The organism is Mucilaginibacter phenanthrenivorans (assembly GCF_024721155.1).
In the GTDB taxonomy this organism is placed as follows: domain Bacteria; phylum Bacteroidota; class Bacteroidia; order Sphingobacteriales; family Sphingobacteriaceae; genus Mucilaginibacter; species Mucilaginibacter phenanthrenivorans.
Window position 1 is genome coordinate 144,372 of the sequence record NZ_JAHVAP010000008.1, and the last position, 20,527, is coordinate 164,898.

17 protein-coding genes are annotated in these 20,527 nt (G+C 41.8%); 11 read left to right on the forward strand and 6 right to left on the reverse strand.

The annotated features are described in order from the left end of the window. The first annotated feature begins 107 nt into the window (after positions 1-107). From KXD93_RS20110 to KXD93_RS20155, 10 genes are all read left to right on the forward strand, one after another. Positions 108-1,355 carry an efflux RND transporter periplasmic adaptor subunit gene (locus KXD93_RS20110; RefSeq protein WP_258139144.1) on the forward strand — a complete coding sequence of 416 codons (1,248 nt, stop codon included), beginning with the start codon at positions 108-110 and terminating at the stop codon, positions 1,353-1,355. A gap of 67 nt (positions 1,356-1,422) precedes the next feature. Continuing rightward, the gene (locus KXD93_RS20115) at positions 1,423-2,880 is read left to right on the forward strand and encodes a TolC family protein (RefSeq protein ID WP_258139145.1); all 1,458 of its coding nucleotides are present in this window, start codon (positions 1,423-1,425) and stop codon (positions 2,878-2,880) included. Between the two features lie 135 nt (positions 2,881-3,015). Beyond that, on the forward strand, positions 3,016-3,681 hold the full coding sequence (locus tag KXD93_RS20120; RefSeq protein ID WP_258139146.1) for an ABC transporter ATP-binding protein: 666 nt from the start codon (positions 3,016-3,018) through the stop codon (positions 3,679-3,681). A 24-nt stretch (positions 3,682-3,705) separates the two neighbouring features. Then, complete coding sequence (locus KXD93_RS20125; protein ID WP_258139147.1) at positions 3,706-4,935, forward strand: ABC transporter permease; 1,230 nt, start codon at positions 3,706-3,708, stop codon at positions 4,933-4,935. 30 nt (positions 4,936-4,965) lie between these two features. Continuing rightward, positions 4,966-6,162, forward strand: a complete 1,197-nt coding sequence (locus tag KXD93_RS20130) for an ABC transporter permease (RefSeq protein WP_258139148.1) — start codon at positions 4,966-4,968, stop codon at positions 6,160-6,162. Positions 6,163-6,309: 147 nt separating this feature from the next. Then, on the forward strand, positions 6,310-7,683 hold the full coding sequence (locus tag KXD93_RS20135) for a sigma-54-dependent transcriptional regulator (protein ID WP_258139149.1): 1,374 nt from the start codon (positions 6,310-6,312) through the stop codon (positions 7,681-7,683). Beyond that, positions 7,667-8,968 carry a sensor histidine kinase gene (locus KXD93_RS20140; RefSeq protein ID WP_258139150.1) on the forward strand — a complete coding sequence of 434 codons (1,302 nt, stop codon included), beginning with the start codon at positions 7,667-7,669 and terminating at the stop codon, positions 8,966-8,968. Before KXD93_RS20135 ends, KXD93_RS20140 begins: the two co-directional genes overlap by 17 nt. Before the next feature lie 83 nt (positions 8,969-9,051). Further along, positions 9,052-9,828 (forward strand): aquaporin Z, encoded by a 777-nt coding sequence (gene aqpZ, locus KXD93_RS20145; RefSeq protein ID WP_258139151.1) that lies wholly within the window; start codon positions 9,052-9,054, stop codon positions 9,826-9,828. 209 nt (positions 9,829-10,037) lie between these two features. Next, positions 10,038-11,702: an ATP-binding cassette domain-containing protein gene (locus KXD93_RS20150; RefSeq protein ID WP_258139152.1), complete on the forward strand. Its 1,665-nt coding sequence runs from the start codon at positions 10,038-10,040 to the stop codon at positions 11,700-11,702. Continuing rightward, on the forward strand, positions 11,692-12,753 hold the full coding sequence (locus KXD93_RS20155; protein WP_258139153.1) for a glycosyltransferase family 4 protein: 1,062 nt from the start codon (positions 11,692-11,694) through the stop codon (positions 12,751-12,753). Before KXD93_RS20150 ends, KXD93_RS20155 begins: the two co-directional genes overlap by 11 nt. Positions 12,754-12,873: 120 nt before the next feature. On the opposite strand, the gene KXD93_RS20160 is transcribed toward KXD93_RS20155, so the two are convergent. From KXD93_RS20160 to KXD93_RS20185, 6 genes are read right to left on the reverse strand one after another with little or no spacing between them, the layout of a single operon-like run. Further along, positions 12,874-13,977 carry a glycosyltransferase family 4 protein gene (locus KXD93_RS20160; protein ID WP_258139154.1) on the reverse strand — a complete coding sequence of 368 codons (1,104 nt, stop codon included), beginning with the start codon at positions 13,975-13,977 and terminating at the stop codon, positions 12,874-12,876. An 11-nt stretch (positions 13,978-13,988) separates the two neighbouring features. Next, positions 13,989-14,903: a hypothetical protein gene (locus KXD93_RS20165; RefSeq protein ID WP_258139155.1), complete on the reverse strand. Its 915-nt coding sequence runs from the start codon at positions 14,901-14,903 to the stop codon at positions 13,989-13,991. 1 nt (position 14,904) lies between these two features. Continuing rightward, the gene (locus KXD93_RS20170; protein WP_258139156.1) at positions 14,905-15,852 is read right to left on the reverse strand and encodes a GNAT family N-acetyltransferase; all 948 of its coding nucleotides are present in this window, start codon (positions 15,850-15,852) and stop codon (positions 14,905-14,907) included. Further along, the gene (locus KXD93_RS20175; protein ID WP_258139157.1) at positions 15,845-16,852 is read right to left on the reverse strand and encodes a polysaccharide deacetylase family protein; all 1,008 of its coding nucleotides are present in this window, start codon (positions 16,850-16,852) and stop codon (positions 15,845-15,847) included. Before KXD93_RS20175 ends, KXD93_RS20170 begins: the two co-directional genes overlap by 8 nt. Next, on the reverse strand, positions 16,849-18,012 hold the full coding sequence (locus KXD93_RS20180) for an amidohydrolase family protein (protein WP_258139158.1): 1,164 nt from the start codon (positions 18,010-18,012) through the stop codon (positions 16,849-16,851). The genes KXD93_RS20175 and KXD93_RS20180 overlap by 4 nt, the downstream gene beginning before the upstream one ends. Then, the gene (locus KXD93_RS20185; protein ID WP_258139159.1) at positions 18,012-18,752 is read right to left on the reverse strand and encodes a class I SAM-dependent methyltransferase; all 741 of its coding nucleotides are present in this window, start codon (positions 18,750-18,752) and stop codon (positions 18,012-18,014) included. The genes KXD93_RS20180 and KXD93_RS20185 overlap by 1 nt, the downstream gene beginning before the upstream one ends. A 265-nt stretch (positions 18,753-19,017) precedes the next feature. On the opposite strand from KXD93_RS20185, the gene KXD93_RS20190 reads away from it, so the two are divergent. Then, positions 19,018-20,520, forward strand: coding sequence for a B12-binding domain-containing radical SAM protein (locus tag KXD93_RS20190; protein ID WP_258139160.1), 1,503 nt, complete (start codon positions 19,018-19,020; stop codon positions 20,518-20,520). Positions 20,521-20,527 lie beyond the last annotated feature (7 nt).

The window sequence follows — 20,527 nt, forward strand, 5'->3', positions numbered from 1 at the left end:
CCGATATCGATCACTTTTTTAAAATTCAAAAATTATAACTATCTAATTATCAGTATTAATGCTATGGCACAGCTATTGCAAGTAACTATGCTATACAAGGTACTATAATGGATAAAGAAATTACACAGGAAGTTACAACTCAGCGGAGAAAAAAGACATTTGTCATCGCTATAATCGCCATCACCGTTTTTATTGTTTTGATCTGGGGCGTCAGGTCGACATTCAAATCTTCAATAAAAAGATCAGAGATCACAACCGCCAAAATTGAGACCGGCAATATTGAAAACACCATAAATGCAACAGGTGAGGTTTTGCCGGAATTCGAGGAAATCCTGACCAGCCCGATAAATGCATCTATAAAAAATGTGATTATGGATGCCGGTAACAAGGTAAAGGCTGGTCAGTCTATCCTCACACTTGATAAATCTGCTACCCAAACAGATTTCGAAAAATTGAAATTTCAGCTGGAATCAAAACAGAACGAGATCAAAAAGCTCAGGCTCGACCTTAGTAAAAGCTTCTACGACATCCAGTCGAACAATGACATTAAGAAACTGCGTATTGATAACCTGGCCGATGCTGTTGAAAATGCCAAACGCTTATTCAAAGCGGGCGGTGGCACCCGCGAAGGCATAGAGCAGGCTGAACTGAATTTAAAAGTTGCACAGCTTGAAAAGAAACAGCTGGAAAACGAGGTAAAGAACAAGCAGCAAACCATGCAGATAGAAATAAAGGAGGCCGAAATAGCTTCTGATATTTTAAGCAGCGATTTAAATGCCTTGCAGCGCAAGCTGAACCTTGCAAATATTGTGGCAACCCGGGCAGGTGTGGTAACTTACGTGAACAGAAATATTGGTGCAAATGTACACGAAGGCGAATCGCTTGCCCGCATTGCCGATTTGGGAAGCTTTAAGGTGCAGGGCAGTATTTCAGATAATTCACTTGATCAGCTGCATGCCGGCCTCCCCGTTATAATCCTGATAAATGATTTACAACTGCGCGGGCATGTTGTAAATGTATCCCCATCAATTCAAAATAGTATAATCTCGTTTGATATTCAGCTGGATGAACGCAATAACAAACAGTTGCGCCCTAATATGAAAGTGGATGTTTACCTGGTAACCGCTACCCATAACCACATTATGCGTATCGCAAATGGCCCGGCTTTTAAAGGCCCCGAGTTGCAGGATATTTTCGTAATAAACAACGGCAAAGCCGAAAGGCGCACGGTTCACATCGGCCTCACAAATTTTGATTTCGTGGAAATTAAAGACGGTGTAAAACCCGGTGATGTGGTGATCAATTCGGATATGAGCGAATATAAAAATTCAAAGGAGATCACTGTAAGTGAGTAGTTGATTGGGTTGGATTAGATTGATTGAGTTGAATCGTGAAAATCCATTAAATCTTTAAATCGTGTTTATGAAACTGTTATATACAATATTACTTTTAACCATCAGCCTCAACGCATTTTGCAGCGGGGGGGCTGATTCGACCAGGCTTACTTTAAAGGAGGTGGTGGCTATGGCAAAAGATAATTCTATTGCTGCCAAGCAAGCCGTTACCACCCGCGAAACCAAGTATTGGCAATGGCGTACTTATAAGTCAAATTATCAGCCGCAATTATCATTAAACGGCAATTTGCCTGGCTACAGCAAAACAAGCACCCCGGTTGTACAACCTGACGGTACCATAATATTCCAGCCAATTCATTATGATAATTCATCGCTAACATTAAACTTCAGCCAAAGCATTACCGCAACAGGCGCAACTATTTACGGGCAAACGCAAATGCAGCGGTTTGATGATTTCGACAGGAACAGCATTTTGTACAATGGCGTTCCGTATGCAATCGGCTTTAGTCAGCCATTGGGACAGTTTAACAGTTTAAAGTGGGATAAAAAGATCCAGCCGTTGTTATACAATGAAAGCAGGCAGGCTTATATTGAAGCGCAGGAGCAGATCTCTATAACGGTAACCGGCTACTTTTTTGACCTGCTGCTTGCCCAGGTAAACCTGCAAACGGCCGAAGCAAACCTCATAAATACCCAAAAGATCCTGAAAATAGCCAATTTAAAGTTCGATCTGGGTAAAGTTTCAAAAAACGAGATCCTGCAATTACAGCTGGAACAGCTAAATGCAAAAAAAGCAGTGGGTACAGCCAAACGCGATATGGAAATAGCCACTCTTAACCTGCGCAGCTACATAGGGCAGGAGGGCGATGAAAAAATTGTACTGCAGGTGCCCGAAACCATTAGCCAAATGACCGTGACTGCCGACAAAGTTTTGGCCGAAGCTTTTTCAAACCGGTCGGACGCGATAGCATTTATGCGGCGTATTGCCGAAGCAAAGCGTGATGTTGCCCTGGCTCATGGACAAACAGGTTTAACGGCAACTTTAACAGCTAATATTGGCACTTCCAATTCAGCCAAAAATATTGTGGGGGTTTACAGGTCGCCGCAAAACCAGCAATTGATAGAGCTGCAGTTCTCTATCCCCGTGCTCGACTGGGGACGGTCAAAGGCTAAGATAAAAACGGCAGAAGCAAACCAGAAATTCACTGAATACTCAGTTGAACAGGATAAGCAAACCTTTAAGCAGCAGATAGTTACACAGGTTTCCCTGTTTAACGTAATGAAAGATCAGTTGACCCTTACGGCAGAGGCGGACAGCATAGCATCAGAAAAATACAAAATAGCAAGGGAAAGGTATGTTTTGGGCGATCTGAGCATTACCGACCTTAGTATTGCCTTCCAGGAAAACGATCAGGCAAAAAGGGACTACGTACAATCCCTCCGTGATTTTTGGAGCGCGTATTATCAGTTGCGCTACCTGTCGCTTTATGACTTTGAAAAAAACGAAAAAATAAATTATAAATGAGCGGAAAGCAGAAAGACAAAAGCAGAAAGCTCAAAATCGGAAAGATCTAAAACTAATAAAACACAATAAGATCATCAATTCAATAACTAAAATAAATCACTAATTCACCCACTCACTAATTCACTAATTAAAAATATGATAAGCTTACAAAACATCGAGAAAGTATATCGCACCAATACGGTAGAAACACTGGCGCTAAACAGTATCAGCCTTGACATAGCCAAAGGGGAGTTCCTGTCTATAATGGGGCCGTCAGGTTGTGGTAAAAGCACATTGCTAAACATAATGGGCCTGTTGGATCAGCCATCAAAAGGGGCCATTAAAATAGCCGATCAAAAAACAGATCACCTGTCAGACAAGCAGCTGGCAAATTTTCGCAATCAGAAGCTTGGCTTTATCTTCCAAAGCTATCATTTGATCAATGACCTACAGGTGCTGGATAATGTGGAACTGCCTTTACTATACCGTTCAGGTTCGGCAAAAGAGAGAAGAAAGCTTGCCACTGAAGCTTTGGAAAAAGTTGGACTTGCTAACCGGATAAAGCATTTTCCCAACCAGCTTTCAGGCGGACAAAAACAGCGTGTAGCTATAGCCAGGGCAATTGTTGGTCGCCCCGAAATTATACTCGCCGATGAGCCTACCGGTAACCTTGACAGTGCCATGGGGAACGAAATTATGGACATACTGATGCAGCTTAACCAAAAAGACGGTACAACCATAGTAATGGTTACGCATGACGAAAACATGGCGCACAAAACCCATCGTCTGGTTCGCCTATTTGATGGTTCACAGGTTCAGTAATTAATCAGCCTAAAAATTAAGATTATGCTTAAAAATTATTTTAAAATAGCAATAGCGGTATTACGGAGGAGGAAGTTCTTTACGTTTATCAGCCTGTTCGGTATCAGCTTTACACTTACCATATTGCTGGTATTAACCGCCTTTATTGATAAAGTTGTAGGTGACAGCTATCCCGACAGAAAACGTGACCGCTCATTATACGTGTCCCGGATTCAGCTGAGCATGAAGGACGGGAGAAGCTCGGGACCCGCGTCGTTTTACCTTTTTGATCACTATGGCCGCTCTTTGAAAACTCCTGTTAAAGTGGGCATTTCATCGGGTTTTAACGGCACCAATACCTACGTAAATAACAAAAAAATTGCAGTAAACTACAAATACACCAATGGAGACTATTGGGATATAATGGAATATGATTTTACAGAAGGCAAAGCATTTACTAAGCAGCAAATTGATAATGCCGATAAAGTAGCTGTAATATCCGAAGATATGAAACGGGAGTATTTTGGTGATGTGCCTTCGGTAGTTGGTAAATATATTGAGGCCGACAATGTTAAATACAGGGTAACCGGGGTGGTGAAAAGTGTACCTATAACCAGCTATATGGTCTACAGCGATATTTACCTGCCCTATACAGTAGCAAAAACCGATTTTAGGAAAGATAAGAGTTACCAGGGTGGCTTTTTTGGGGTTTTCCTGGCAAATTCAAGTGCCGATGTACCTAAAATGCACGCTGAGTACGAGGATATGATAAATAGGCTGCCAATGCCGCGCAAGGAGGTTATTAAAATATACAGCCATGCCGATCCCTATATCCGCAGTTATGTTGATGCAGGCGATGAACAGCATTCCGGTATAACTATAGCGATTACGGCAATCAGCATATTTGCCTTACTGGTAATGCTGCTGCCTACCCTTAACCTGGTCAATATTAACATAACGCGGATAATGGAACGATCATCCGAGATAGGCGTCAGAAAAGCATTTGGCGCATCATCAGGTACGTTGGTTTATCAGTTTATTGTTGAGAATATTATCCTCACTTTATTAGGGGGCCTGATAGGTGTAATACTGTCAGTAGTGGCCCTGCAGGTATTAAACGGTGCAAACCTGATCCCTAACCTGGTATTAACGCTAAACTTTACGGTGTTGGGTATTGGCCTGCTCATTTGCTTTTTCTTTGGCCTGCTATCCGGCGTTTACCCGGCATGGCGAATGTCAAAACTGAACGTAGTTACTGCGCTGAAGGCGCAATAACAATTGTCAAATCATTTAAATCAAAATATTATGTTCAAGCATTTATTTAAACTGATCTGGAATAAAAAGAAGCAAAACTTTTTATTAATGTCCGAGATGTTATTCTCGTTCCTGGTCTTATTTGCTGTGTTTACACTGCTGGTATACTATTACAATAACTATAAAAAGCCGATGGGCTTTGAATATAAAAATGTGTGGGTGGTAAACTATAATAACGCTTATAAAGCGACCAATACCGATTCGCTTACCCAATTTTACGAAACCCTGCGGCAAAATTTAAAAGCCTTGCCAGATGTTAAAGAAATAAGTTTTTGCAGTGATAACGTGCCTTTCTCCCAAAATACATGGCAGGGTTCTGTAAATTATAAAGGAAACCCGGTGGGCGGCGTAAACCAATATACGGTGGAAGACAGCTATAAAAATACCATGACCGCTGAACTCCTGGAGGGAAGATGGTTTAACAAAGGAGATGTAGCTGCAAAAAACAGGCCCATTATAATTAGTTCTGATTTAAAAGAAAAACTTTTTGGAAATGAACGGGCCGTGGGGAAATTGGTTGGCGATGGCGACCAGCCCGGCCACGATAAAAATGCTATGAAAATAATTGGTGTGATCCAGGGAGTTAAAGCAAAAGGAGATTATGCACCGGCCGGTTATGCTGTTTATCATCGTACCGATACCGGCTCTTTCCATTCGCTTGGAAAAATTATGGTACAGGTTACCCCGGGTGCTACCGCTGCTTTTGAGGCCCGGCTATACAAAACACTGGCCAACTATATGAAAGACTCGAACGTTGAAATTGAACATTTAACCAGTAAACGTAAGGACATCAATTATTTTACCCTGGTGCCAATGATTGTATTATTAATTGTAGGCGGCTTTTTAGTTATAAATGTAGCGTTGGGGCTGTTTGGTGTACTGTGGTATAATATTAACAAAAGACGTGGCGAAATTGGCTTGCGCAGGGCAGTAGGGGCCACTGGTAATTCTGTTTCATCGCAATTGATAACTGAATCAATGATCCTGGCAACGCTTTCCTTAATTTTAGGGACGTTTTTTGCCATCCAGTTCCCTTTATTAAATGTATTTGACCTGCCGGCAAGCATCTACATTGTAGCCATTTTTTGTTCTATCGGGTTTATTTATGTGCTGGTGTTTTTATGCTCGCTGTATCCGGGAAAACAGGCCGCTGCGATTTACCCGGCTGTGGCATTGCATGAAGAATAACCTGGATTTAGCAGATTTTAAGGATTTTTATGGATGATAATTTTAAGATTGACATCCGTATAAATTCTTTTAATCAATTTAATCACGGTTTCGGCATCCAAATAAATCCGTGAAATCTGATAAATCCGGGTTATACTTGTATAAAATATGGTACTAATTATTGATGATGATATTGCCGTCAGAACATCGCTGCTTTTGTTGTTGAAAAACGAAGGTTATGATGTAATGGACAGTTCTGAACCTGCCGATGCAATTAAAAAAATAAAAAAACATGAGCCGGAGCTGATCATCCTCGACCTTAATTTTTCAAACGATACCTCGGGCAAAGAAGGGATGCATTTGTTGGGTAAGATCAAACAAATTGACGCCACTTTACCAATTATCCTGATAACAGGCTGGGCAAGCATTGAACTTGCTGTGCAGGGAATGAAGCTTGGCGCCAATGATTTCATCAATAAACCATGGAGTAATGATCATTTGCTGCAATCAGTTAAAACATTGCTCGACCTAAAGGAAAAAAAGACGGAGCATCACACACGCAAACAGCTCGATAAAACTTACGATTTTCAGCATATAATTGGGGAAGATCCTAAAATGTTGAACATATTGGAAACCATAGGCCGTGTTGCCGGAACCGATGCCTCGATATTGATAATGGGTGAGAGCGGTACGGGTAAGGAACTGATTGCCGAGGCGGTACACCAGAATAGCCTGCGAAGAAGCAAGCCGTTTGTAAAAGTAAACCTCGGCGGCATTTCCACTTCCCTATTTGAAAGCGAGATGTTCGGCCATGTGCGGGGGGCTTTTACAGATGCACGTTTTGATCGCACCGGCCGCTTTGAACTGGCTAATAAGGGAACGATCTTCCTTGATGAGATTGGCGATCTTGATGCCGGCAGCCAGGTGAAGCTGTTACGCGTGTTACAGGACAGGACTTATGAAGTGCTTGGCAGCAGCAAGACGAAATCGGTGGATGTGCGGGTTGTTTGTGCTACCAATAAAAATCTTGGTGAAATGGTAAGCAAAACCACATTTAGGGAGGATTTGCTGTACCGGATCAACCTCATCACCATTTACCTGCCCGCCCTGCGCAACAGGCCCAAGGATATTCCCTTGCTGGTGAATTATTTTATCAATAACTTAAAGGAAATTTACGGTCGTCCTTCATTGTCGGTAGCGGGCAGCGCTATGAAGTGGCTGCAGCAACTGCCCTTGCCCGGCAACATCAGGCAGCTGAAAAACATAGTGGAACGAACTATCCTGGTTAGCAAAAATGATGAGCTGGATATTGATGACTTTCGATCGCAACTGGAATTATCGCCGGTAAAAAAGGGAGACATACAATTGCCCGGCATCGGGACTTTGACATTGGAGGAAGTGGAAGTTGAAATGATAAAGCGCGCGATGGATCACCATAAAAACAAGATCGCCAAGGCTGCTGCCTCTTTGGGGCTTACCCGGAGTGCCTTATACCGGCGGCTCGATAAATACCAAATTCCTTACGATGAAGCTGAGGACTAAGTACATCCTGTTTGTTGTGATCATTCACATGGTGGCCCTGGTGGTTACCTGGTTTATTTTCAATGACAGCAGGGTTTGGTTTATTGTGTCGGAAGTATTTGTGCTTATCTCAATTATCATTGCCATCCAGTTATACCAGCAGCTTATCCAGCCCCTGAAAACCCTGATGCAGGGGGTAGAAGCAATAAAGGATAGAGATTTTAACGTAAAATTCTTATCCACCGGTAAACACGAGATTGATCAGCTGACGGATGTTTATAACCAGATGATGGACGAGTTGCGTACCGAACGCACCCGGCAGGAGCAGCAGCACTTTTTTTTGGAGAAGCTGATCTTTACCTCTCCAACGGGAATTATTATTTTAGATTTTGACGATAATGTGCAACAGGTCAATCCAAAGGCTTTACAAATATTAGAGATGGAGGCAAGGCATGTGCTGAACCACCCGATAGACGATCTCGGACATCCACTATTTGACCAGATAAAGTTGCTGAAATCGGGAGAAACCGTAGTTGTAAAACCTGACGGCATAAATACCTATAAGCTGCAAAAATCGCACTTTATAGACCGTGGATTTTCAAGGCATTTTATTATGATTGAGGACCTGACCGCGGAGATAGTCGCTGCAGAAAAGAACGTGTATGGCAAAGTTATCCGGATGATGGCGCATGAGGTAAATAATACAGTTGGTCCCGTTAACTCTATTATGCAATCGGCATTAAAAACCGATAAACTTTGGGAAAACGAACGGTTCGATACACTAAAGGATGCCTTACAGGTAGCAATCGACCGCAACCAAAACCTCAATTACTTTATGCGGAATTTCGCCGAGCTGGTTAAACTACCTTCGGCAAATAAACAACTTATCGACCTGCATCAATTGGTAATCTCCGTTGCAAAACTGATGGGCATCAAAGCGCAGGAAAAGGAAATTGAATTTAAGTTTCAATTGGCTAGTGGTTCCTTTAAAATAATGGCCGATGAGCAGCAAATGGAGCAGGTACTGATCAATATTGTAAAAAACGCCATCGAGGCAATTGACTTCAAGGGTGAGATCACATTCACTACCATACCCGATAAAAAGAGCTTCATTATTTCTGATACCGGCCCAGGTATCAGCACTGAGCATGCTGCAAATTTGTTCTCCCCGTTCTTCAGCACCAAAAAGGACGGACAGGGGATAGGACTCACTTTAGTGCGTGAAATTCTCGTGAACCATGGTTTTGATTTCTCATTAAAAACAATAACTGATAAGAAAACTAATTTTACCATATTGTTTACTTAGTATTTTATTTTCTGCAATACTTCCGTAATTGATAATTTGTTATTTATATTTAGTTGATTTTAAACCTAATCTTTTGATAAATTATGGAAACTAAACCCTTTACTAAGTATGTAGCCGAGTTCATCGGTACATTTTGCCTGGTGCTTTTTGGATGTGGTTCAGCTGTTATTGCCGGAGCCAATGTTGATGGAGTTGCTCCCTGGGGAATTGGTCTTTTAGGCATCTCACTGGCATTTGGCATCAGCGTTGTTGTTATGGCGTATGCTATCGGTCCTATCTCCGGCTGTCACATCAATCCTGCAATTTCTATCTCAATGCTGGCTGCAGGTAAGCTGAGCGCTAAGGATTGTATTGGCTATGTGATCTCGCAATGCATTGGTGCAATTTGCGCTTCGGGTGTATTGTACCTGATCTTATCCGGCAGGCCCGGTTTTTCGATGGGCGAATATGCCCTCGGATCAAACGGATGGGGCGAAACCTATCTCGGCAAGTATTCTATGCAATCTGCATTTATTGCCGAAACCGTGTTCACCTTTCTTTTCCTTATCGTTATTTACGGTACCACTGCTAAAAGAGCAAACCCTGCAATGGCTGGTTTGGCCATTGGTTTATCATTAACATTGATCCACCTGGTGGTTATTCCTATCACCGGCACATCAGTAAATCCTGCCCGTAGCCTCGGCCCTGCATTGCTGTCAGGTGGTAAAGCGCTTAGCCAACTTTGGTTGTTTGTTGTGGCCCCCATACTTGGCGGACTGTTGGCAGCCGGGTTCTGGAAGGGTGTTATGGAACAAAAAGAAACCATTATCAGCAAAACTGTTGAGGTTCACGAAGACATCTCTATCAACAGGGTGAAATAGCTCTTCCCCGTAATTGTCATTGCGAGCGATAGCGCGGCAATCTCGTAACTGTGCAGATCGAATATGCATGTCGACGAGGTTGCTTCGTCGTTCCTCCTCGCAATGACAATTTTTATTAATAATCTTCTCCTGGCAACCAAATTCAAAATCGCTTCGTACTGTGCATAAAGGTGTTATAACCTAATAATCCACATTACATCCTTAAGCACTTGAAGCAGATTTTACAAGGTATTTCAGCTATTTTAAATACCAGGGAAAAGATAAAGCTGTACCAGCTCATCATCTTCGATCTTGTTATTGGCATGCTTGATATTGCCTTTTTAGGTGCGTTGCTTTTCGTGCTGAACCTGTATACAAAAAATACTGCGCCTGCTAATATTTCATTCCTGCCCCAGGCGTTGATGAACTCCGGTTCGTTAACACTGATTGTTGTTTTCTTTGTCCTCTTTAGTGTTAAGAACTTATTTGGCTATATCGGGCTGAAATCACAGCACCATTTTTTTTATAACGTTGCTTCCCGGCTCTCAAAGCGTAATATATTAAATTACCTATCGGATGATTATGGCCGTTTCGTAAGCATCGATTCGTCTGTACAGATCAGGCGCATCAGTCAGCAGCCGATTGAGTTTAGTCATTATATCCTGACCAATGTTCAACAGATCGTTTCGCAGGTCATTTTGATATTTTTTACTGTTTGTGCAATTCTTTTTTATCACCCCACACTTTTCCTGTTGTTGTTTATTCTTTTACTGCCGCCGGTTGTGCTGTTGGGCTGGTATCTGCGTAAAAAGCTAAAGGATGTACGCGCCCATATTAAGACAACCAGCGAGAAAACACTGCAGCATTTGCATGAGTCGTTGGCAGGCTATGTGGAGAGTAATATTTACGATAAGGACGATTTTTTTACCAACAGGTATTCCGGTTACCAGGATCAGCTTAATGAAAATATAGCCACCCAGCAAACCTTGCAAAGCCTGCCATCGCGACTAGTTGAGATCTTTGCTGTGCTTGGTTTTTTGATCCTGGTTGTCATTAATAAATTATCTGCCGATGCACCGGCTATAAATATGCTTACTGTAGGAGTGTTTATGGCGGCTGCCTACAAGATTATTCCCGGTATTGTTAAAATACTGAACAGCACCGGACAGATGAAAACCTACCAGTTTACCTTAACTGATCTTTTGCCTGCTGCTAAACAAGAAACAGTAAGTAATACACCTCCGGAGAGTATTAAATCAATCGGCTTCGAAAATATTAGCTTCAAATACAAGGAACATGAAATAATCAATAACCTCAGTTTTAAATTAGTTCCCGGTGATTTGGTGGGCATTTCGGGTAATTCCGGTATGGGGAAAACAACCATCATTAATCTTTTACTTGGATTTATAACGTCGGGGAACGGGCACATCTGCATAAACAATAAACCGGCAGGTCCGGCACAACTAACATCCTATCGCCAGCGAATATCGTACGTTAAGCAACAGCCGTTTTTTATTAATGATTCTATTGTTAAAAATATCACGTTGAGCGAGGATGGGTTTGATAATGATAAGTTGAACGAGGTAATCGCTGTTTGTGGCATCGATAAATTATTAGAGAAATATCCGGAGGGCTTGGAAAAGGTCATCAACGAGAATGGTAAGAATATTAGTGGTGGCCAGCGGCAGCGGATCATGCTTGCCCGGGCGCTTTACCATGATTTTGACCTGCTGATACTGGATGAGCCATTCAGCGAAATGGATGGTGCTTCGGAAAGGGAAATTCTTAAGCAAATGCAATTGTTGACAAGACAGGGTAAAATGATCCTCTTTATCACCCATAACAAGGCAAGCCTTGAATTTTGTAATAAAATTATAACACTTGATGAAGCATAAACGGCAAACACTGGTGATTCTCAGTCCCGGCTTTCCGAAGGATAAGGCGGATACTGCCTGTTTGCCCCCGCAGCAGATCTTCGTTAAGGCGTTAAGGGAAGTTTGCCCCGGACTGAACATCATCGTTTTAACCTTTCAATATCCATTTTTTGCTGCCGAATACGACTGGCACGGTGTAAAGGTAATTTCAATAGGAGGTAAGGATAAGGGACGAATCTTCAGGATGATAACCTGGCTAAAGGCCTGGCTGATATTGAAGCGGTTGAATAAGGAGTATCGACTGATAGGTCTACTGAGCTTTTGGCTGGGTGAATGTGCCTTTGTAGGCAGCAGGTTTGCGAAACAAAATAAATTACCTCATTACAGCTGGCTGCTGGGCCAGGATGCCAAAAAAGGCAATAAATACTTCAAATGGATTAAACCTAAGGGCGAGCAGCTGATTGCACTTTCAGATTTCCTGGTACGGGAGGTTAAGAGAAATTATAAGGTTACACCGTTACATGTAATTCCAGTCGGGATTGATACATCATTATTTGATATGGCACATCATAGAAGGGAGATAGATATTTTGGGTGCAGGCTCCCTTATTCCCTTAAAACAATTTGATGTATTTATTGAAGCGGTAAGTTATTTAAAGGAATTTATGCCGGATATAAAGGCAGTAATTTGCGGCAACGGACCTGATATGAACAGGTTAGAACTGTTGGCCCGGACTAAAGGCGTGAGTGAAAGTATTGTATTCAAAGGAGAACTGCCACATAAGGAAGTATTACGATTAATGCAGCGATCGAAAATATTTTTGCACCCGTCAAGTTATGAGGGCTTTGGCGCAGTTTTATCCGAAGCATTGTATAGCGGTGCCCAGGTAGTGTCGTTCTGCAAGCCGATGGACAAGGATTACCGGCACCACCATGTGGTGAATAATGCTAATGAAATGAATTTGAAGCTGATAGCGCTTTTGAAAAGTAAAAAGTTGGATCACGATCCAGTATTGATGTGTCCCATACAACAGATAGCTAAAAATATGATCAGTTTGTTTGTGGATTCATAGAGGTTAACCATGAGTTTTCTGGCAATGTGCCTGTGAGGACACGGGCACAGGGAATCTCCCACGTAATCAGATCCCCAATCTCCCCTTGTGCTGTGTCCTCACAGCACCCCCGCACAAAGGTCACGAAATGATACGCCGCCCAATTTCATCGATTTGCTTCGCTATTGCCTCAAAGGAAAGTTTTTCCTTAAAGTATTTTAAACAGAGCTCTTGTTTTTGCTTAATATCCAGAATTTTAAGTTTTAGCAATGTTTCCAATAGAGCAGCTTCATCGCCAACTTTATAAAGCAATCCGCAATTGCCATTATCAGTTATCATCCGGAACGAAAATATATCAGTAACAATTGGGACGCATCCACACGACATGGCCTCGCAAACCGCTGTGCCGCTACCCTCATAGTGTGAACCGGAGATCAGGAAATCGGCGCTGTTATACCAATAAAGCAAATCGTCATGTGGCACTTTGCCGACCATGATAATTGATTTACCATTCGGATCGTTTTCGAGCAGTGAATTTATTTCGGGCAATAATTCGTCGGTATGATAGATCATATATAGACTTGCGTCCGGATTTGTCTTTAAGTACTTCAAAAATGCCCGGACTACGTTTAGGGGATCCTTGTTATCATTTAATCTGCCAACCCAAAGGAAGTAGGGATTGCCGGTAACCCTGGTTTTCTGCTTTGCCGATGCTTTATCAACAGGGGAAAAGTTTGACGAAACCTCCATTACCTCATGAAGTTTTTTAGCCGAAGATATATTACCCTTGGTCACCCATTCCAGTCCCATATCCATCGAAGCAAATAAGTAGGCGTCCACATATCTATCGGCCCACCTTTGCCTATATTTTTTCATGCCGGGCAGCGGCTTTTCTGCGTGGTGATGGGCGATGATCTTTGTTTTTTTTGGTAAGATGGAGTGAAGATGGATCAACTGGATAGGATTGTGCAGTCCTTGTATGATCACAACGTCCGGGTTTAAGCTTTTTATATACCTGTTTATCCTGAACGGAAAATGCGTTTTGTCCCTGTTTAAGTTTACAAAATGATAGTCGACGTCGTTATGCGAGGCAATTCCCTCGTAATTGATCTGTTTAATGCTGATCACTTTGTTCTCCTTAGCTAAACATTCGAAAATGCCTGCATAGCCTGCTGTTCTTTTAAACCAGCTTTCAGGCGTGTTAAAATCGGGGGAGTAACTATAGCTTATGGATACGTACAACATGAATGCCTGTATTAAAACAACCCGTCGATACTTTCATAGTTACCCTTCTGGAACTGTAAAAAACCGACATGATAAAGCGAGGACGGGTTTTCCTTGCGCTTCTTTTTGTTCAGCACTTTACCAATCATCAGCATGTGGTAACCCATTTTTCGATTGGCGATAATTTCGATCTCCTTGTATGATCCTATAAATTCAGGAATAGGAAATTTAAACAATTCACTTTCTGTGGTTTTAAATGGCAGCTGGTTCGGCGAAGTTGGCGATTTGCTGGAGTGTTTACCCAAATCATAGACTGTATTGATATCCACATCGCTGGTATCGCATACCACTACCTTTTTAGCCTCTAAAATTTTGTTGAGTGTTACATTGGTAGTTCTTAAGCCTAATATGTACATGTCCTCCTGTTCAATATATCCATGAATATCCATCGGGAAGATATTGCAATAATTATCGTCCTTGTAAGATACAATGATAATGCTACGCGGATAGGAGTACATGGCGCTGATAACCCTGCGACTGTAATAAGTATTAGCTTTTGAACGTAGGAAATAGGCAAACAAGACCAACCTGTGTAAAGCGCTGAGCTGGTGGTTTTTTACCTTTTCCACCTTAAATAAAAATAAGACACCATGATCTGTGGGAATCTTTTCAATCAGCGATACATAAATTACGGCGTTATGCCAAATGCCTTTAACAAAATGTATTTCCGCCTCCTGGTTACTGGTTAAGACGGCCTGTTCTGTGGTAAGCCATGCGGCCATGCAAAATGGGTCGAGGCAGATCATGCTGTTGGTAGCGGTTATATCGGCCCGGTATTCACCATTCTTTAAAAATACTTTTTCTTCCACCTCACCGGGTTGCAGCCTTGTGATATAAAAGGTGCGTATTTTTTTGTTATTGAAAAAGAGCTTGTTAATGAAACTCATATTAAAAAGTATCTATGTCTGCCGATGTGAATTTAATTTTATCCAGCGGTAATTCCTCACCCAAAAGTTTAAATATTACCGGGAATGATGGTATGGAATTAAACCGCATGGCAAACAAACTGTGCAGGGTAGTTCCCGGACTTGCGTGAAAATGGATCTGCCTCAATCCCAGTTTATTTGCCAGTTTTTTCAACTCGTATATCATATCATCAAAGTCATCGGCCTGTATCTTAATATCCCCAACTAAAAGCGCGCCGCTTGTCTTTACCCATGAAATTGAACCGGCGGCCTTAATTAAAAATGTATCGTTATACGTCTTGTATTTAAAATAAGCATCATCGCGGTATACCCCATCACAGCCATCTTTAAATACCGAATTCTCAAGCCTTTGATCTTCAGCCATGCGCCTTTTTATGGTATTTTTTTGATGATCGAAAGCAAATTTTTTCAAAACAGGCAACTTATTTAAAGCCCGCTTCCATGAGAAACTGCCTGTATGGATGATGAAGCAATCCATGGTATCGGTTACTGTCCATCCTAGCTTTTTAACAAAACCCGGCAATGAGTTTTGATTAGGAAAGCCAAAAAGTACCCGGATGTTTAGCTCCTGGCATAGTAGAAAAGTTGTAAGCGCCAACTCAATAAATAAGCCCTTGTTCCGGTGATCCGGGTGGGTCATTGTATCCGCCGATTGTGCAGCCAAAATAGGTTCGTTATTCACTAATAAGAAGCAGGGAATAACGGCGTAAAAAGCAACAGGCTGGTCGTCGTTATAAGCAATAAAGCCTGTGTATTCAACCCCGGTAAACGCTGTATTATACTTCTTAGCAAAAAAGCATGGAGCAGCCTGCTTGTCATATACTGCTGTAAAAAGCTTTTCCACATCGGGTAAATTTTCCTTATTTAACCGTTGAATATTATAGTGACCGATGGCTGATTCTCTACTCATAATTACCGGTTACTGTTGCATACATTTGGTTATTGACCGATATAAACGGGTTTATGGTTAAACGTTCCCGCATTTCGGTTTTGTCCTTATCCGCTTCATTAGAAAAGTCTGTTGACAGCAATTGTTTGTAGCCGGCATTTTTTGCGGCGGCTATCACAGGATCGTTATAGGATCCATAAGGAAATGCTATGCTGTTTACACTTTTCTCAGTAATGTTTTCAAGATATTGTTTTGCAAGGATCAGCTCTTCAGCAGCATCATTTATTCCGATCTTTGCGAGGTCATTATGATAATAACCATGCGCGCCAATAATTGCAAAAGGAGAGGATGAAAGTTCCTTTATTTGCGCGGTTGTCATTTGTCGCCAGTGATCCTCGTCATTTTTATAGTCTTTAATTGGGCACAGGGGGCTAAACTCTTTCATCATTTCCACTTTCTCATCAAAGCCGTAAAGCCTGAGTTTCTCCGCCAGCTTTACTCCGCTAATTGTTGAAACATATTTATTATGGCGATTCTTTAAATACGATTCCCCTTTAAAGATGATTTTCGCAGGACCGTATTTGCTGATTATTCCTAAAAAATCATTCCATAAAATATCATAGCCAGCTGCCTGTATGGCAGTGACGAAAAAGGTGGCCGGGACCTGGTATTGTTCCAAAAGCGGAAGCACATACTTGTGGTTATTAGCAAATCCGTCGTCAAAAGTAAGGCAGATGTTAAACTTGTCGTCGCTAAATTTCTGCTGATAATAATCGTCAAGTGACACTACGTTAAAGCGTTCCTTGTAAAATTTCAGATGCGATTCAAAGGTTTTTTTGGTGATGAAAAGAGTATTAAACTTTAAATGATCATGCTCGCAAACGCCATGATAAACCAAGATCCTGCTTCCACGCGCCGATTGATAGAAATTCTTATAAAACCCCAAGCCATGCCTAACATCACGGAAAACGTATTTGATCTTCCGTGTAATTTTTAAGCGTATTTTTTGTGATAAGCTCATAGCTGCGCGGGTTCATTTAAAGTTACCGGGAAACAAACGTCAGGTTGATATGCCCTGATTTTCCTTATCAATACAGGCAGATCACCTTTTACATATTTGCAGGTATCATTTAAGAAAACTCTGCTATATCCCTCTGATTGATTTTCGTGTAGTTGCGGCAACAGGCATTCGTCGAATAGCCTGATTTCACCCTTGTGAACAACTAACTGTATGTCTTCGGGTGTTATCTTGTAAAATGCATCGTAGCTGCTTTTACCGGGCCGGCGACCGGCGACTACCAGATCAGCGTTCTTCCCGAGTGTAATACTGCCCGAATTCAGTCCCCAGGTGTCTGCCGGATTTTGATTTAATGACCTGTACAATTTCTCATCGGTAAGCATCCCCGTTTTTCTGGCTAATCTTAAATGCTCCCATATATCCCAACTGCCGGTTAATGTTGAATCTGTTCCGAATAATATTTTGGTATGCTTTTCCAGTTCATCAACCCTTGCTGTTTTATTCAACAAAAAATAATTCGATTCAGGGCACCAAACGATGGCTTCAAACTTTTCAGCCTGTTCTGCCGACATGGATACTGCATGAATACCGATAAGCCCTCGCTTTAGCAGGTTATATTGAATTAATTTATTGATTTCAGTAAAAGAAAGGTAATCGTCCCCCTCGCCAATATGGATATTTACCGGTATGTCTTTTTTTAAAGGGTTATTCAGCTTTAGCTTCCAGTATTTTTCAAAATGAACAGAATGCAGGCAGTGGCTATCTTCAAATATTGTTATCAACGGATCAACTAACCGGGATCTTTCACCATGATTAACTACCGTAGTAACTCCGCAGATCAGGTTCTTGTATACTCCCCATTCAGATCGTAAAGCAATCGGGATCTTTAAAACCCCAGCTATTTCGTTTTTGTATTCTTTATGGATGTAGTTTCCCCACTCGGTATAGTTGCGGTAGGTTCTGTTGCCAAGTGGAGAGAATAGGTTAAAATCGAGGTGGTCGTGTGAGTTGATAAGCCCCGGGAAAATTAATGCATCTTTAAAAGTAAGTGTTAAATTATCATCTGTGAGAACTGTATCAGATATTTCCGCTATTTTTCCATCGCTCATCTGGATGTTAACAGCAGCCTCATCGCCAACTATATGTACATTTTGCAGGATCATTATCCCCTCCTGAAATGGATCCCGTAAATAATCGGGAAACCCTTGAATTTTTCGTAAACATGCATGGCATCCTGCACATCATAATAGTGCCGCACTGCCTCGTCAACCAATCGTTCAGCTTCTACTACCACTTTGAAGCCATTTTTCAAAAGGATCTTCCGAATGCTTTCTGTTGAGTGTACATAGTTACGTACTGCTATGTGTCCGCTGTTGTGTTTGAAGGTACGCTGTCCGCCTGATGCTAAAGCGTTAGGGTGGAAGTCGGTAATAATTATGTCCCCTGCAGGCTTCGTGATCCTGCTCCAGGCAGTTAACGCCTCTTCAATGTTTTCGATATGAGCAACAGTAAGTGTCGACACTATCACATCATAAGTATTATCTGCAACGTCCGAAAATTCGTTGTCGGTAATTACGTGCGTATTTGCTTCCGGATATTTGCCCTTCAATTTATCAAGCATCCCCCGTGAAACATCAAAACCGGCAAGGCTTCTTAGTTCTCCCTGTAGCAACATAGGCCAGTGCCTGCCGGTGCCGCAGCCAATATCAGCAACGTCCTTATTGTTTATGTCGATAGTATCCAGTAATTCTGCAAAAACAATCTCGTCCAGGTCGAGCATCAGGTTGCCGGGCTGTGCGTCATAATTATCGGCCCAGATGTCATAAGCCTCCACAACATTCCGCTCCTTTATAGCAGGTGAGCCGATGTTTTTACGAATGAATTTTTTTAGCGTGTCTATCAAAACAGGGTGTATTAAAAATTAAGCCAATCAACAGTGGTTTATACCAAATACGTGCAATTATTTATGATGGTTGCCCTATGTAATTTATTTAATAAAGCAGGCAACCTAAGTATTTGGGCTGGCGTAATTACTGTAGAGTAATTGTTTAATTGGGGTTAAATAGGTTTTGTGTGATTGACCTTTCCGTATAAGGGAATACCGGCTGGCTAAAACCTGCCGGTATTTACGGAGAACTCCTTTTGTCCCAATATTTACGAAATACAAAATGAATAAAATACTATTGTTTAATCCCCGAAGCGCTGTCAATAAATACCGGATTCCTAATTCTATTTTAAATATTGCGGCCTCTGTTGAGGGCAAGTATGATTGGGCAATTATTGACGGTAACTGCGAAGCTGATCCTATAAAAAAAATTGAATCATATTTAGACACCGGCGAATATAAATACCTGGGTTTTACAGTTATGCCCGGCCCGCAATTAAAACAGGCCATTATAGCAGCAAAAATTGTAAAAGAAAAATATCCGCATACCAAAATGATCTGGGGGGGCTACTTTCCGTCAAATCAGCCAGAGTCGGTATTGTACTCCCGGTATGTTGATTTTATCATCAACGGCCCCGGCGATCATGCCTTTCCATTATTAATAGATGCTTTGGAGGCTGGTCAGCCTTTTGAGTTTATCAAAAACCTGATCTACCAGAATACCGACGGCAAAATATTTAAAACGGCAAAAGAGGACCTGATAGACCAGGACACATTGCCGCCGCTGCCGTACGATAAACTCAATACTTTTTACCCCATTACTAAATTTTTAGGAAAAACTTACCTGGGCGAGAAAACATTGTCATATCACTCCAGTATCGGTTGCCCTTTTACCTGCTCATTTTGCGCGGTAGTTCCTATTTACGAGGCACGCTGGAAGGCTAAATCAGCTCAAACGGTTTATAAAGATGTTAAGTATATAAAGGATAAGTGGGGAGCTGATGCGATAGAATTTCACGATAATAATTTTTTTGTATCAGAAAAACGTGCGGTGGAATTTTCAAGGCTGATAGAGCCTGAAAACATGACCTGGTGGGGAATGGCGCGGATAGACACCATGAGCAAATTCAAGGATTCATCACTGGAAGCTATTCGCAGAGCAGGCTGCAAGATCATATTCTTTGGTGCTGAAAGCGGCAACAATGAAGTATTGGCCCAAATGGACAAGGGCGGAACCCAAACAGGTAACCAGATCATAGAGTTTGCCGAGCGGCTTAAAAAATTCGACATCATCCCTGAATACTCATTTGTATTGGGTACCCCGGCACCGACACAAGAGAAAGTACAGGCCCAAATAGACTTCGAGATAGATTTTATCAAAAAGGTTAAACAGGTAAATCCAAGAACGGAGATCATTATCTATACTTACAGCCCGGTACCCACTGAGGGTTCTGAAATGTACAAACAGGTATTGGCCAGTGGTTTCAGGTTTCCTCAAACATTGGAGGACTGGATAAGCCCTGCCTGGGAAAGCTTCGATTTAAGGAAGAATCCGCTTACGCCGTGGCTCACCCCGGAAATGATAGATAAGATCAGGAACTTTGAAACCGTACTGAACGGTGTTTATCCAACGGTTACCGATATTCGGTTAAGTGCTTTAAAAAGACACGCAATAAAGATGGTTGCGGGCTTACGTTATAAAGTAAACATGTACAAGTATCCTTACGAAATAAAGTTGCTGCAAAAAGTTTGGAGATACCGCCAGCCGGAGATCCAGGGATTTTAATTGATGT

What these genes read in the sequence shown, in the direction of transcription:
- KXD93_RS20135 (WP_258139149.1), top strand. Translation starts at nt 6,310, where the DNA reads ATGGTACTAATTATTGATGATGATATTGCCGTCAGAACATCGCTGCTT.
- KXD93_RS20110 (WP_258139144.1), top strand. Translation starts at nt 108, where the DNA reads ATGGATAAAGAAATTACACAGGAAGTTACAACTCAGCGGAGAAAAAAG.
- KXD93_RS20125 (WP_258139147.1), top strand. Translation starts at nt 3,706, where the DNA reads ATGCTTAAAAATTATTTTAAAATAGCAATAGCGGTATTACGGAGGAGG.
- KXD93_RS20175 (WP_258139157.1), bottom strand. Translation starts at nt 16,852, where the DNA reads ATGAGCTTATCACAAAAAATACGCTTAAAAATTACACGGAAGATCAAA.
- KXD93_RS20170 (WP_258139156.1), bottom strand. Translation starts at nt 15,852, where the DNA reads ATGAGTAGAGAATCAGCCATCGGTCACTATAATATTCAACGGTTAAAT.
- KXD93_RS20130 (WP_258139148.1), top strand. Translation starts at nt 4,966, where the DNA reads ATGTTCAAGCATTTATTTAAACTGATCTGGAATAAAAAGAAGCAAAAC.
- KXD93_RS20120 (WP_258139146.1), top strand. Translation starts at nt 3,016, where the DNA reads ATGATAAGCTTACAAAACATCGAGAAAGTATATCGCACCAATACGGTA.
- KXD93_RS20115 (WP_258139145.1), top strand. Translation starts at nt 1,423, where the DNA reads ATGAAACTGTTATATACAATATTACTTTTAACCATCAGCCTCAACGCA.
- KXD93_RS20165 (WP_258139155.1), bottom strand. Translation starts at nt 14,903, where the DNA reads ATGAGTTTCATTAACAAGCTCTTTTTCAATAACAAAAAAATACGCACC.
- KXD93_RS20160 (WP_258139154.1), bottom strand. Translation starts at nt 13,977, where the DNA reads ATGTTGTACGTATCCATAAGCTATAGTTACTCCCCCGATTTTAACACG.
- KXD93_RS20155 (WP_258139153.1), top strand. Translation starts at nt 11,692, where the DNA reads ATGAAGCATAAACGGCAAACACTGGTGATTCTCAGTCCCGGCTTTCCG.
- KXD93_RS20140 (WP_258139150.1), top strand. Translation starts at nt 7,667, where the DNA reads ATGAAGCTGAGGACTAAGTACATCCTGTTTGTTGTGATCATTCACATG.
- KXD93_RS20180 (WP_258139158.1), bottom strand. Translation starts at nt 18,012, where the DNA reads ATGATCCTGCAAAATGTACATATAGTTGGCGATGAGGCTGCTGTTAAC.
- aqpZ (WP_258139151.1), top strand. Translation starts at nt 9,052, where the DNA reads ATGGAAACTAAACCCTTTACTAAGTATGTAGCCGAGTTCATCGGTACA.
- KXD93_RS20190 (WP_258139160.1), top strand. Translation starts at nt 19,018, where the DNA reads ATGAATAAAATACTATTGTTTAATCCCCGAAGCGCTGTCAATAAATAC.